Genomic DNA, 13,455 nt, shown 5'->3' with positions numbered 1-13,455 from the left:
TCCGCCGGGCGGGCCGCGGATGCCGCGACGCGCGTCCTCGGCATGCAGCGCGTCGATCCGCTGACGAGTGGGGTTTCGGCGCGATGCGCCTGCGCAACCCGCTGCACGGGGTCATGCGGCTCCACTACACTTCGCGCCTCGCTCGGGGGGGCGCGCACCGCGCGCCGGCCCCGGCGCAGATCGAAGCAACTCTAGGAACCCAATCTTGAACCGTCTCGAATTCATCGAAAAGATCGCCTCCGCCCATGACGTCTCCAAGGCCGAAGCCGGCCGCATCCTGGAGACCATCACCAGCAGCATCGTCACCGCCGTCAAGAAGGGCGACAGCGTGACCCTGGTGGGTTTCGGCACCTTCAAGCAGGTGGCCCGCGCCGCCCGCACCGGTTTCAACCCGCAAGCCGGCGAGAAGATCAAGATCGCCGCCCAGAAGGTGCCGAAGTTCGTGCCGGGCGCCGCCTTCAAGGCCGCCGTGGACCCGAAGGCCGCCAAGCGCAAGGCCGACAAGGCCGAGAAGGCCGCCGCCGCCAAGCCGGCTGCCAAGAAGCCCGCTGCCAAGAAGGCCAAGAAGGCCTGATGGTGCTTCGGCACCGGATGCGGTGCCGAAGCAGACAACGAGAGGCCCTTCGGGGCCTCTTTGCATTGGGGCTTGCGTCGACGTCGTCGAAGGACGGCGCACGACCGGCATTTGCTCCCTCTCCCCTTGCGGGAGAGGGGAGAAGAAACGAGCCTCAGTGCTGATGCCCGCCGCTGCCCGCCGCAGCCGGCGCGGCACGCACCGGCAGCTGCACCTCGCGCGTGGACTCGTTGCCCTGTGCGTCCTTGAAGCGCAGCGTCAGCGGCAGCGTGCTGCCGACGGGCAGCGGCTGCTTCAGGTCCATCAGCATCACATGCAGGCCGCCGGGGCGCAGCTCGACCGTCTGGCGCGCGGGCAGCGCCAGTTCGGCGACGGCGCGCATCTGCATGTGGTCGCCCTGCATCGACATCTCGTGCACCTCGGCGATGCCGGCGACCGGCGTGCTGGCGCCCACCAGGCGCGCGCCCGAGGGCGCCTGCAGCTTCATGAAGGCGCCGGTGCCGCTCTGGCCGGCCACGGCCATGCGGGCCCAGCCGTCACGCACGTCCACGGCGGCCACGCCGCGCGGCAGCACGTCCAGCTTCGCGGCGGGCAGGGGCAGCTTCTCGTCGGCGGCGCCCGTGGGCAGCTGGGCCCAGTCGCTGCTGCCCACGTCGCAGCCCTGCAGCACCTTGAAGTACAGCGGGCCCGGCTTGTCGGGCAGGCGGCCGCGCAGCACGAACTCGGTCTTCTGGTCGGCAGGCACGGCGGTGGCCGCGCTGGTGGCGGTCCAGCGCACCACGGCCTCGTTGCCGCTGCGCGTCTGCTCGATGGTCCAGCCGGGGCGCGCAGGCACGTCCTTCAGCGCGAAGCCCTGCGGCAGGCGCACGGTGAGCGCGTTGGTGAGCGTGGCGTCCTTGCAGGCATGGCCGACGCGGAAGGCGGCCTCGTAGTCGGTGCCGACGGTGGCGCCGCCGGGCGGCAGCGTCACGTGGGCGATGGCACTGCCGGTGCCGGCCAGCAGGGCGAGGGCGAGGGCGAGAAGGGGGCGGTTGAAGCGGCTCATGGTTCGGGTCTCCGGAGGATGGGGTGGATCACAGGTCCCACTGCAGCGACGCGGTGTAGGTGCGCTGCGGGTAGGGGTGGAAGTTCCAGTACTGGGCGTTGTTGAGGTTGTCGATGCCGAAGGCGGCCGAGAAATGGCGGTCGATCTGCCAGCGCACGCGCGTGTCGACGGTGAAGTACTTGCTGGCGCCGAAGTAGGCATCGGCGTTGACGTCGCTGTTGTCCAGGTTGGAGTACTGGCGCCCGCTGTAGCGCGCCGCCACGGTGAAGGACCATCGGTCGGTGGGACGGTAGGTGGCGTACACCGTGGAGCGCCAGCGCGGCACGCGCGGCTGCCACTTGCCCACGCTCGCCGGATTGGCCACATTGGCCACGGTGCGCGAGTCGGCGAAGGTCAGGCTACCGCCCAGGTCCAGGCCGCGCATGAAGACATCGGTGCCGGTGTAGGCCAGCTCCACGCCGGTGGTGCGCACCTTGTCGACGTTCTGCACGCGCGAGGTGGTGGTGCCGGGCACCAGCTGGCTGAAGAGTGCATCGCGCGTGGTCTCGTGGAAGAGCGTGGCGCGCAGCAGGCCGTTGCCCAGGTCCTTCTCGGCGCTGAGTTCGCCGGTCCAGGACTTCTCGGGCTTGAGCGTCGGGTCGTTGACGAAGGACAGCGTGCCACTGGTGGCGCCGTACAGCTCGCCCACGGTCGGAAAGCGCACCGCGCGGCCGACCGAGGCCTTGATCACCGTGTCGTCGGTGGCCTGGAAGGCGAGGGCGGCCTTGGGCGAGAGGTGCGACTCGCTGCGGCGGGCATAGCGCAGGGCGCTGGTGGCGCTGGCGCTCAGGCCGTCCTCGGCCTGCCAGTCCTCCCAGCGCAGGCCGAGCACGGCCTTCCAGCGCGGGGCGAAACGCCAGGCGTCCTGCGCCCAGGCGCTCACGGTCTGCGTGCGGCCGCCCACGTTGCTGACCAGCGAGAGCGGGTTGATGGGCCCGTCGATCCAGCTGCCGGCGACGTTGTTCTTGGCGATGGCCAGCTTGTAGGCATCGCGGCCGATGCCGAAGTCCACGATGTGCGCGCCCTGCAGGCCCTGGGGGCGCCAGGTGCCCTTGGCGGCCAGCGTGTTCCAGCCGGTGCCGTCCTGGTCCTGCAGCGTGCCCGCCCCGCCGTAGGCGGCGATCGGCAGCGCCACCGTGGGCGCACGCTGCTGGTCCTTGCGGTAGTCGTACAGGCTGGCCGCGAGCTCCCAGTCGAAAACGCCCTCGGTGCGGCTCTTGAGCGACAGGCCGTGCATCAGGTGCGTCTGGTCGTCGTTGGTCAGCGGAAAGGCGGTGGGCGCGAGCGTGTAGCTTCTGCCGAGGATGTTGACCGTGCCGCTGTACACCGGCAGGCCGTCGGGCCCCGTCAGGTAACTGGCCGGACGGCCTTCCGAGCTGTTCTGCCACCAGCCCAGCGTGTAGCTGGCGCGCAGCGTGGGCGTGATGTCGTAGGCCAGCTTCAGCTTGGCCTGGTCCTGCACCGTCTGGTAGGCCGTGCCCGTGCCCAGGATGTACCAGGGCGTGTTGGTGGTGTTGAGTCCGCCCACCCAGCTCGTGACCGGCGTCCCCGCACGACCGGGCGTGCCCGAGGCGACGGTGGCCGTGGTGAATGTCAGCGGCTGGCCTTCGCTGCGGGTGCGGTTGAGGTGGATCCACCACGACCAGTCGCCGGCGCGGCTGCCCAGTGAGGCGCTGGTCTGCCAGCTGTTGAAGGTCGCATCGGTGTTGTAGAGCTGGTTGGGCTGCGACGAGTAGCCGGCGCTCACATGCGCTTCGAGCGTCGTCGGCATGCGCGTCACGTAGTCGACCACCGCGCCGGCCGAGTTGCCGGGATAGGCGGCCGAGAACGGGCCGTACATCACGTCCACCCGCTCGATCTCCTCCGGCGACACCAGGCCCCAGCGCGGCGCGAAGTTGGTGCCGTTGGCGATGCCGTTGCCCAGGTAGTTGGACAGCAGGATGCCGTCCGCATACACCGCCGAGCGCGCGCTGTTGCCGGTGCCTGAGGCGCGGGTCGAGAGGATCGCGTGGTTGTAGTCGCCGATGTAGCGCTTGCGCACCAGCAGGCTGGGCAGGTACTTGAGCGCGTCCTCGCTGTCGGTGGCATTGATGCGCGTGGCGATCTCCTCGCGCGTGACGCCTTCGATGGTGGTGGGGATCTGCGTCGGCAGCGAGGTGGGCTGGCCGCCGGTGACGGTCACGACGCCGAGCGACTTGACGCGCTCGGGCGTGTCGGCGGCGGTGGTGCCGGCCTGCTGCGCCCACGTGCCCAAAGGCAGGGCCAGCGGCAGCGAAAGGCCGGCGCGCAGGGCGAGCCGGGACAAGCGGGCGCGCTCGGCAGCGCGCGGGTGCAATGAGGGATTCATGGAGAGGCCTGGCATCCGCGCAGCCGGTGGCCGGAGTCGGTCCGGCCCGGGCCTGCGCGGCGATCTGTGGTTCGGGTCCACGCCGGGCGTGCAGCGGTCGGACGGCCGGCCCGCAGGGCCAGGGCCGTCGCGCCGCCGGTCAACACCGCGGGCGAACGGGAAGAGAACAGCTCAGCGCAGTGCCGGGGGGCCGCGCGCCGGCAGCGGCGCGGCGGTGGCCGCGGCCAGGCGGGCGGCCTCGATGGGCTGCAGGGCCGCGCCCAGGGGCTGGGCCTGGGGCAGCTGCAGCAGGGGTGCCACGGGCGGCGGTGCGCCCATGGAGACGCACAGCGGGCAGTCCATGTGCGTGGCGCCCATCTCCTGGACGCCGTCGTCGGTCTTCACGACCACCTTCACGGCACCCATCGCCGAGCAGACCAGTTCCATGGCCTGCGGATGCACCAGCGGCGAGGCAATGGCCGCACCCATCGACAGCGCGAACCACAGCAGCACCGCGCGACCGAGCAGGCCGCGGGCAAGGCGATGAAGGGTGCGTGCGAAGGAGCGCATGGGCGAGCGCGCGATTCTAGGAGCGGGCTTCGCGCGATGCGGCGGACTTTTTGTCCGAGGGTGTTGCACGGCCCTCACCCTTCGCCCCGAGTTGGGTGCCATCCGTGCGTCCTGAACTGGGCATCACCCCGTTCGCTCTGAGCTTGTCGAAGGGCAGAACGGCGCGCAGGCCTGCCTGCCGGCTCAGCCTGCGCCCAGCGCCGCCTCAATGTCCGCCGCGATGGACTCCGGCTTGTCCAGCGGCGCATAGCGGCGGATCACCTGCCCGTCGCGGCCCACCAGAAACTTGGTGAAGTTCCACTTGATGGCCTGCGTGCCCAGCAGCCCGGGCTTCTCGCTCGTGAGCCACCGGTACAGCGGCGCGGCATTGGCGCCGTTGACGTCGATCTTCTCCATCATCGGGAAGCTCACGCCGTAGTTGCGCTGGCAGAAGCTGCCGATCTCCTCGGCCGAGCCGGGCTCCTGCCCGCCGAACTGGTTGCAGGGAAAGCCCAGCACCGCGAAGCCGCGGTCCTGGAAGCGGGCATGCAATGCTTCCAGCCCGCCCAGCTGCGGCGTGAAGCCGCACTGGCTGGCGGTGTTGACCACCAGCACCACCTGCCCGCGGAACTCGCCCAGCGAGACCGGCGAGCCGTCCAGCCGGCGAACCTCGAAGTCGTGAAGCGTCGTCATGTCGATCTCCTCATCAAGTGGGTGGTGCCCATCGCTGACGAGGGCCGTGTCGGCTGGCCGCGAAGCACGCCATGCAAGGGCACCCGCGGAACCGGCTCCGCCGGGCCGCCGGGTGCGCCCCCTTGAGGGGGGAGGCGGCTACACGAAGTGAGCAAGCAACGGGGGTGGTCAATGATGCTTATCGCTGCGGGCGATCTCGAGCAGGCGCTGCACTTCCTCGCCATGCACCTTCAGGTTGCGCTGGTGCCACCGGCGGATGAGCTCCATGAAGCCGGCGACCACGATGCCGAAGGCGGTGATCGCGCCGAAGGCCGACAGCCCGAGGCCCGTGCAGGCGCTGTAGAAGGCCCCCAGCAGCAGGATGCAGGCCTGCTCGTTGAAGTTCTGCACGGCGATCGAACGGCCCGCGCCCATCAGGTTGTGGCCACGGTGCTGCAGCAGTGCATTCATCGGCACCACCAGGAAGCCGCCCAGGCCGCCCAGCAGGATCAGGAAGGGCACGGCCACCCACACGTTCGAGATGAAGTTCATCGCGATCACCAGCAGGCCCATGCCGATGCCCAGCGGAATCACCTGCGTCGCCATGTCCAGCCGCATGCGCACCGAGGCCACCACGGCGCCCACGGCGGTGCCGATGGCCACCACGCCGGTCAGCGCCGAGGCCTGCGGCGTGCTGTAGCCCAGGGCCAGCGAGGCCCAGGCCAGCACGATGTACTTGAGGTTGCCGCCGGCGCCCCAGAAGAGCGTGGTCGTGGCCAGCGAGATCTGGCCGAGCTTGTCGCGCCACAGCCGTGCGTTGCACTGCCAGAAGTCGGGCAGCAGCGCCACGAGGTTGCCCACGAAGCTGCGGTGCGGATCGGCGCGCAGCGGACGCATGGCCACGCCGGTGTGCGGGATGCGGGTGTTGAACCAGGCGGCCAGCGCATACACCGCGATCAACACGCTGATGGCGGCTTCCGGCGGGGTGTTGATGCCGGTGTCGATCAGCGGCACGTCCAGCGCCAGCAGCCGGTTGGAGACAGGCTCGCCCACCAGCAGGCCGCCGAGCACGATGCCCAGGATGATCGAGGCGATGGTCAGCCCTTCGATCCAGCCGTTGGCCTTGACGAGCTGCGAGGCGGGCAACAGCTCGGTCAGGATGCCGTACTTGGCCGGCGAGTAGGCCGCCGCGCCCAGGCCCACCACCGCATAGGCGGCCAGGGGGTGGCTGCCGAACAGCATCATCAGGCAGCCCACCACCTTGATGGCATTGCTGATGAACATGACCTTGCCTTTGGGCAGCGCGTCGGCGAAGGCGCCGACCAGCGGCGCCAGGGCCACATAGAAGATGGCGAAGATCGGCACCAGTGCCGCCCGTTGCCACTCCGGTGCGCCCGCGGTCCGCAGCAGTTCGACGGCAGCCACGAAGAGCGCTTGGTCGGCCAGCGACGAGAAGAACTGGGCCGACATGATGGTGTAGAAGCCGCGCTTCATCGATGGGGCTGGCTGGCCATGTGCAGGCTCGAAGCTGTATACAAAAAATCCCCGGGGTCGGGGGCCCGTGGTTATAGCACGCAGGTGCAATGCCAAAATGACCCATAACCCTGCCGCAGGCGGCCCGTCCGCGTCCGACATGGGCGTCATCCCGCATCGAATTCCGGCCGCCCCATGCCCCGCCCGATCCTCTGCACCATCCACCCCGGCGCGCTGCGCCACAACCTCGAGCGCGCCCGCCGCGGGGCGGCCCCGGCCAGCGTCTGGGCGGTGGTCAAGGCCAATGCCTACGGCCACGGCATCGAGCGCGTGTTCGAGGCCTTCCGGGCCGCCGATGGCTTCGCGTTGCTGGACCTGGCCGAGGCCGAGCGCGTGCGCGCCCTGGGCTGGCGTGGCCCCATCCTGCTGCTCGAAGGCGTGTTCGATGCGCGCGACCTGGAGTTGTGCTCGCGCCTGAGCCTGTGGCACACGGTGCACTGCGACGAGCAGATCGACTGGCTGGCCGCGCACAAGACGCAGGCGCCGCACCGCGTCTTCCTCAAGATGAACTCGGGCATGAACCGCCTGGGCTTCGCGCCGGGCCGCATGCGCGCTGCATGGACGCGCCTCACGGCCCTGCCGCAGGTGGACGAGGTCTCGCTGATGATGCATTTCAGCGATGCCGACGGCCCGTGCGGCATCGACGCGGCCATGGCCGCCTTCGACGACGCCACGGCCGACCTGCCCGGCGAGCGCTGCATCGCCAACAGCGCCGCGGTACTGCGCCATGCAACCCGCACCCGGGCCGATTGGGTGCGGCCGGGCATCGTGCTCTATGGCAGCGCTCCCGACTTTCCCGAGCACGACGCGGCCCACTGGCAACTGCAGCCCGGCATGACGCTGGCCACGCGGCTCATCGGCGTGCAGTCGCTGCAGCCGGGCGACACCGTGGGCTATGGCTCCAGCTTCGTGGCCGAGCAGCCCATGCGTATCGGCATCGCGGCCGTGGGCTATGCCGACGGCTATCCGCGCCATGCGCCCACCGGCACGCCGGTGCTGGTCGACGGCGTGCGCACCCGGGTCGTCGGCCGCGTGAGCATGGACATGGTCACCGTCGACCTCACGCCCGTGCCCGAGGCCGGCTTCGGCAGCGAGGTGGTGCTGTGGGGCCGCAGCGCGCAGCACGGCACTCTGCTGCCCATCGACGAGGTGGCCCGCGCCAGCGGCACCGTGGGCTACGAGCTGATGTGCGCCGTGGCGCCGCGCGTGCCGGTCGTGGTCGAAGCGCTGGAATGAAGGTCCGCTCGACCTGGCGCTCCGTGCGCCTGGAGGAATCGGCGCTGGAGCAGGCGCTGCACCGGCGCCACAGCCTGCGCATGCACGGCTGGCTGATCGGCAGCCTCGTGCTGCTCACGATGTGGGCCTGTTCGGCCCTGCTGCGGCATGGGGCCGAGGTCGATTCGCTGGCCCTGCGCTACCTGCTCACCCTGGGCGTGGGCTACCTGGTCTACCTGGGCCTGCTGCGCCTCTGGGCGCGTCGGCTGCTGGGCGAGCGGCGCGAAGGCGAATGCGGGGATTGGGGCGATGCGTTCGACCTCCCGGGGTCCGACCTGCCGGCCGGCCGCGGTGGCGCAGGCCCATCGATGCCCCGCACGGGCGGCGGCGGTGACTTCGCGGGCGCGGGAGCGCAGGGCGATTTCTCGGCGCCGGCCGCGGCCGACGGCAACGCGCTGGGTGACCTGGCCTCGGGGGCGCTCGAGGCCGCCGGCGCTGCGGACGAGGGCGCCATCGTGGTGGTGCCCGTCGTGGCCGTCTTCCTGATCGGTGTCGCGCTGCTGCTGGGGGCCGGCTCGCTGCTGTGGCTGTACTTCGGCTCGGAGGCGCTGCTGGCCGTCGCGGTCGAACTGGCCTTCTCCTATGCGGCGGTTCGCACCACCCGGCGCCTGGCCCGTGAAGGCTGGTTGATGGCCGCCGTGCGCCTGACCTGGAAGCCGCTGCTGGGTGCCCTGCTGTGCGCCGTGCTGCTGGGTGCCGCGGTCGACCACTTCGTGCCCCAGGCCCACACGCTGCCGGAGGCGCTGCGGATCATCACGGGCCGGCGCTAGACGGCCCCGCAACCTCGCACTCAGTACAGCCCCAGCCCCCGCGCCTGCACCCGGGCCAGGCCCAGCAGCGCGTCGGTGAAGGGCGTGGCCAGCCCGACGCCCTCGGCCAGCTCGCGCACAGCGCTGACCAGCGCATCGAGTTCCACCGGCCGGCCGGCCTCCACGTCCTGCAGCATCGAGGTCTTGAAGGCGCCCAGCTTGCGCGTGACCGCGTGGCGGTCCTCCGGCATCTCGGCGATGGGCACGCCGATGCGCTCGCCCACGGTGCGGGCCTCCAGCATCACGGCCGAGATGAAGCCGCGCAGCAGGTCGTCGGCCAGGATGCGATCGGTGGTCGCACCCGTCAGCGCGCTGATGGGGTTGACCGTCATGTTGCCCCAGAGCTTGTACCAGACGTCCTTCTGGATCTGCGGCGACACGCGGGCGTCGATGCCGCCGCGCTGCAGCAGGTCGGCCAGGCGCTGCACCCGCTCGGTCGGCTCGCCCGAGGGCTCGCCGACGATCAGGCCGTTGCCGAAGTGGTGGCGCACCACGCCGGGCCCGTCGAGCGAGCAGCTCGCATGCACCACGCCGCCGATCACGTGATGGCCCGGAATGGCCGCGGCGATGCGCCCGTCGGGATCGATGGCGGACAGCCGCCGCCCCGCCAGCGGGCCGCCGAAGCCGCCGTCGAGGAACCACCAGGGCACGCCGTTCATGGCCGTGAGTACGACGGTGTCCGGCCCCAGCAGCGGGCCGATGCGCTCGGCCACGGCGGCGAGGGCGGGCGCCTTGACGGCGACGGTCACCACGTCCTGCGGACCGAGGGCCGCAGGGTCCTCCACCGCGTTCACCGGCACGCGCGTGACCACGCCGCCCTGGCGCACCAGCTGCAGGCCACTCGTTTGCAGCGCTTCGAGCGTGGCGCCGCGCGCCACCACGTTCAGCCGCTCGCCCGCCTGGGCCAGGGCCACGCCTAGCCAGCCGCCGATGGCGCCGGCACCGTAGATGCAGATCTTCATGGGATGGGTCCGAAAGTCGCAAAGCCGCGATGGGCGACGATGCTAGTCGCCCGGGCGGCTCCGTGCGCGCAACGCGGCGGTCGGCGGCCGCGGATGCTCAGGCGCGGTAGCCAGGGTCGAGCCGGTCCACCTGTCGTACGAGCGCGTCGAAGACGTCCTGACCGGCACCCTGCTTGGGGTGGAACTGCAGCGCGTCGCGCTTGCATTGCTCGGCGATGGCCTCGGCCACGGGGATCGGCGTGCCCATGCTCATCGTCGCCAACTGCACTTCGCAGGCGCGCTGCAGCGTCCACAGCGTGACGAAGGCCTGCGGCAGCGTCTGGCCCCAGACCAGCAGGCCGTGGTTGCGCAGGATGACGGCCGGCTTGTCGCCGATGCTGGCCAGCAGGCGCGGGCCCTCGTCGGCATGCACCGTCACGCCCTCGAAGTCGTGGTACGCCACCCGGCCATGCAACTGCGCGGCGTAGAAGTTGGACAGCGACAGCCCGCCCTGCACGCAGGCCACCGCCATGCCGGCGGTGGTGTGGGTGTGCATCACGCAGTGCGCCCCGGGCAGCCCGTCGTGGATGGCCGCATGCACCGTGAAGCCCGCGGGATTGACCGGATGCGCCGAGCCGTCGAGCACCCGGCCCGCCAGGTCGATCTTGACCAGGTTGCTGGCCGTGACCTCGCTGTAGTGCAGGCCGAAGGGGTTGATCAGGAACTGCTTCTCGCCGCCCGTGACGCTGTCGGGCAGCCGGACAGTGATGTGGTTGTAGATCATCTCCGTCCAGCCCAGCATGGCGAAGACGCGGTAGCAGGCCGCCAGCTCCACGCGGGCGGCCCGCTCGTCGGGATGCAGGTTGGGATGGATCAGCGACGAGGCCGGCAAGGTCATGGCGATCCGTCCCGCTGCGGCCTCGTCAGGCCTCGGCCGTGAAGCCGACTTCCTTGACGATGGGGCCCCACTTGGCCGTGTCCTTCTTGATCAGCTCGGCCAGTTCGGCGGGGGTGGAGGACATGGCTTCCAGGCCGAAGGTGCCCAGGCCGTCGATCACGTCCTTCTGCGCCAGGGCGTTCTTCATGCCGGCATTCAGGCGGGCGACCAGCTCCGGGTTGGCCTTGGGTGGCAGGAAGAAGGCGAACCACTCGCTGTGCGCCATGTTGATGCCCTGCTCCATCAGCGTGGGCACGTCGGGTGCGAAGCGGCTGCGCTTGGTGCCCGAGACCGACAGGATGCGGACCTTGCCCGTGGACAGGTGCTGCGTGATGTCGCCGATGGGGCCCGACACGGCCGAGATGTTGCCGCCCAGCAGGTCCAGCATGGCCGGCTGCGTGCCGCGGTAGGCTGCGTGCTTGAGCTCGACGCCGGCGCTCTTGCCGATCAGCACGCCCACGAAGTGCGGCGTGGAGCCGGCGGCGGGCGAGCCGAAGTTGGCGCCCGTCGGGTTGGCCTTGGCCCAGGCCAGGAAGTCGGCCACGGTCTTGACGCTGGCCGGCACGGCCGGGCCCACGGCGAAGCCGAAGTCGAACACGCAGCCCAGGCTCACGGGCGTGAGGTCGGTCTGCGGGTCGTACGACAGCTTCTTGTAGATGTGCGGATAGATCGTCAGCATCGACGTGGGCGTCTGCAGCATCGTCGTGCCGTCGGCCGGGCGGGCCTTGATGTAGTTGATGGCGATCTGGCCGCCCGCGCCGGTGCGGTTGTCCACCACCACGGCCTTGGCGTAGTCGGGCTGCAGCTTCTGCGCCACGCGGCGGCAGATGGTGTCGGAGGTGCCGCCGGCCGCGAAGCCGGTGACGATGGTGGCGTTCTCCAGCGCGGCCTGGGCGAAGGCCTGCTGGCCGATGCCGGCGAGCAGCGCCGAGGCGCCGGTGGTCTGCAGCAGGTGACGGCGGGTGATCTGCATGGGGATGTCTCCGGAACGAGAGGAAAAAAACGGGCGCGACGCGCCCGGTGGATGGCCGACATTGTTCCAGCGCGTCCCGCCATCGGACCTTCTGGTTTACGCGAGCCCCGGGGCCGCGCGATGGGGGTCCCTACACTCGACCGATGGCCAAGGACAAGACCCAGTACGTGTGCAGCGAATGTGGAGGCACCAGCCCCAAGTGGCTCGGCAAATGCCCCTCCTGCGGCGCGTGGAACTCGCTGGTCGAGCAGGCGCCGGCCGCGGCGCCCGGCGCGGCGCAGAACCGCTTCGGCAACACCTTCGCCGCGCTGGGCGGCGCCTCCGAGCTGGCGGTGCTGGCCGAGATCGAGGCCACCGACGTGGCGCGCACGGCCACCGGCCTGGAAGAGCTGGATCGCGTGCTCGGCGGCGGGATCGTGCCGGGCGGCGTGACGCTGATCGGCGGCGACCCGGGCATCGGCAAGTCGACCCTGCTGCTGCAGGCGGCCGACGCGCTGCAGAACGCCGGGCAGATCGCCCTGTACGTGACCGGCGAGGAAAGCGGCGCCCAGGTGGCGCTGCGCGCCCACCGGCTGGGGCTCGAGCGCTCGCAGGTGCAGCTGATGGCCGAGATCCAGCTCGAGAAGATCCTCGCCACGCTCGACGCGCACCGGCCTGCCATCGCCATCATCGATTCGATCCAGACCGTGTATTCCGACCAGCTCACTTCGGCGCCCGGCTCGGTGGCGCAGGTGCGCGAATGCGCCGCGCACCTGACGCGCTTCGCGAAGGCCAGCGGCACCGCGGTGGTGCTGGTGGGCCATGTGACCAAGGAAGGCGCGCTGGCCGGCCCGCGCGTGCTGGAGCACATGGTGGACACGGTGCTGTACTTCGAGGGCGACACGCATTCCAGCTTCCGCCTGGTGCGCGCCATCAAGAACCGCTTCGGCGCCGTCAACGAGATCGGCGTCTTCGCCATGACCGAGCGCGGCCTGCGCGGCGTGGCCAATCCCAGTGCCATCTTCCTGAGCCAGCATGCGCAGCCGGTGCCCGGCAGCGTGGTGCTGGTGACGCTGGAGGGCACACGGCCGATGCTGGTGGAGATCCAGGCGCTGGTGGACGACGGCGGCCCCAGCCCGCGCCGCCTGTCGGTGGGCCTGGAGCGCGACCGCCTGGCCATGCTGCTGGCAGTGCTGCACCGCCATGCGGGCGTGGCCAGCATGGACCAGGACGTGTTCGTCAACGCCGTGGGCGGCGTGCGCATCACCGAGCCGGCGGCCGACCTGGCGGTGATGCTGGCCATCAGCTCCAGCCTGCGCGGCAAGGCGCTGCCCAAGGGCTTCGTGGCCTTCGGCGAAGTCGGCCTGGCCGGCGAGGTGCGGCCGGCGCCGCGTGGGCAGGAGCGCCTGCGCGAGGCGGCCAAGCTGGGCTTCTCGGTGGCGCTGGTGCCCAAGGCCAATGCGCCGAAGAAGCCCATCGAGGGGCTGACCATCCATGCCGTCGACCGGGTGGACGAGGCGATGGCGGTGGTGCGGCAGCTGGACTGAGCTGCTGCGTTGATTCCAGCGCGGCGCCCGTCGACGGGTGCGGAGGAACCGCGCAACCGCGCAACCGCGTCCCGCCTGCCCGACGCCCGGCCTGCGCCTACAGACACGCCGGGTGCCCGCCGCCTACAATCCGCGCCTTCGTTCCGCCCTATCCGGCCTCTCGCGCCGGTAGTCTGGGCATCGGGGTGGCCCCGCTGCCGCCCGCCCCTCGTCCGTGGACTGGTTCGTGCATCGCCCGATGCCGCGCCGTCGTCCG

At 70.9% G+C, this 13,455-nt stretch carries 12 protein-coding genes; 4 read left to right on the top strand and 8 right to left on the bottom strand.

The genetic code is table 11. The features are described from left to right. Positions 1 to 205 precede the first annotated feature (205 nt). Entirely contained in the window at positions 206 to 574 is a 369-nt protein-coding gene (locus tag KBC94_RS24850) for an HU family DNA-binding protein (RefSeq protein WP_017757950.1), read from the top strand. A 154-nt stretch (positions 575 to 728) separates the two neighbouring features. On the opposite strand, the gene KBC94_RS24845 is transcribed toward KBC94_RS24850, so the two are convergent. From KBC94_RS24845 to lplT, 5 genes are all read right to left on the bottom strand, one after another. Next, positions 729 to 1,619, bottom strand: coding sequence for a copper chaperone PCu(A)C (locus KBC94_RS24845; RefSeq protein WP_294376733.1), 891 nt, complete (start codon positions 1,617 to 1,619; stop codon positions 729 to 731). 28 nt (positions 1,620 to 1,647) lie between these two features. Further along, entirely contained in the window at positions 1,648 to 4,005 is a 2,358-nt protein-coding gene (locus KBC94_RS24840; protein WP_294376729.1) for a TonB-dependent receptor, read from the bottom strand. A gap of 171 nt (positions 4,006 to 4,176) precedes the next feature. Then, on the bottom strand, positions 4,177 to 4,554 hold the full coding sequence (locus tag KBC94_RS24835) for a DUF2946 family protein (RefSeq protein WP_114801662.1): 378 nt from the start codon (positions 4,552 to 4,554) through the stop codon (positions 4,177 to 4,179). Between the two features lie 183 nt (positions 4,555 to 4,737). Next, on the bottom strand, positions 4,738 to 5,226 hold the full coding sequence (locus tag KBC94_RS24830) for a glutathione peroxidase (RefSeq protein WP_234193455.1): 489 nt from the start codon (positions 5,224 to 5,226) through the stop codon (positions 4,738 to 4,740). Positions 5,227 to 5,394: 168 nt separating this feature from the next. Further along, on the bottom strand, positions 5,395 to 6,699 hold the full coding sequence (lplT, locus tag KBC94_RS24825; RefSeq protein WP_294376723.1) for a lysophospholipid transporter LplT: 1,305 nt from the start codon (positions 6,697 to 6,699) through the stop codon (positions 5,395 to 5,397). A 174-nt stretch (positions 6,700 to 6,873) separates the two neighbouring features. Between lplT and alr the strand changes: the two genes are divergently transcribed. Together alr and KBC94_RS24815 are read left to right on the top strand one after the other, a co-directional pair. Next, the gene (gene alr / locus KBC94_RS24820) at positions 6,874 to 7,974 is read left to right on the top strand and encodes an alanine racemase (RefSeq protein WP_294376720.1); all 1,101 of its coding nucleotides are present in this window, start codon (positions 6,874 to 6,876) and stop codon (positions 7,972 to 7,974) included. After that, positions 7,971 to 8,783 carry a hypothetical protein gene (locus KBC94_RS24815; RefSeq protein ID WP_294376717.1) on the top strand — a complete coding sequence of 271 codons (813 nt, stop codon included), beginning with the start codon at positions 7,971 to 7,973 and terminating at the stop codon, positions 8,781 to 8,783. Before alr ends, KBC94_RS24815 begins: the two co-directional genes overlap by 4 nt. Before the next feature lie 20 nt (positions 8,784 to 8,803). Here KBC94_RS24815 and KBC94_RS24810 read toward each other — a convergent pair whose 3' ends face one another. The 3 genes from KBC94_RS24810 to KBC94_RS24800 all read right to left on the bottom strand — a co-directional run bounded on the left by KBC94_RS24810 (position 8,804) and on the right by KBC94_RS24800 (position 11,673). Beyond that, positions 8,804 to 9,784, bottom strand: a complete 981-nt coding sequence (locus KBC94_RS24810) for a 2-dehydropantoate 2-reductase (protein ID WP_294376708.1) — start codon at positions 9,782 to 9,784, stop codon at positions 8,804 to 8,806. A 97-nt stretch (positions 9,785 to 9,881) separates the two neighbouring features. Then, entirely contained in the window at positions 9,882 to 10,661 is a 780-nt protein-coding gene (locus KBC94_RS24805) for a class II aldolase/adducin family protein (protein WP_294376706.1), read from the bottom strand. A 25-nt stretch (positions 10,662 to 10,686) separates the two neighbouring features. After that, complete coding sequence (locus KBC94_RS24800) at positions 10,687 to 11,673, bottom strand: Bug family tripartite tricarboxylate transporter substrate binding protein (protein ID WP_017758885.1); 987 nt, start codon at positions 11,671 to 11,673, stop codon at positions 10,687 to 10,689. Between the two features lie 143 nt (positions 11,674 to 11,816). Here KBC94_RS24800 and radA point away from each other — a divergent pair, with 143 nt between their 5' ends. Further along, on the top strand, positions 11,817 to 13,199 hold the full coding sequence (radA, locus tag KBC94_RS24795; RefSeq protein WP_114801657.1) for a DNA repair protein RadA: 1,383 nt from the start codon (positions 11,817 to 11,819) through the stop codon (positions 13,197 to 13,199). Positions 13,200 to 13,455: the final 256 nt, after the last annotated feature.

The sequence above is a fragment of the Pseudacidovorax sp. genome (genome assembly GCF_017991995.1).
Lineage (GTDB): Bacteria > Pseudomonadota > Gammaproteobacteria > Burkholderiales > Burkholderiaceae_C > Xenophilus.
This window is presented reverse-complemented; position numbering and strand designations above follow the sequence as displayed.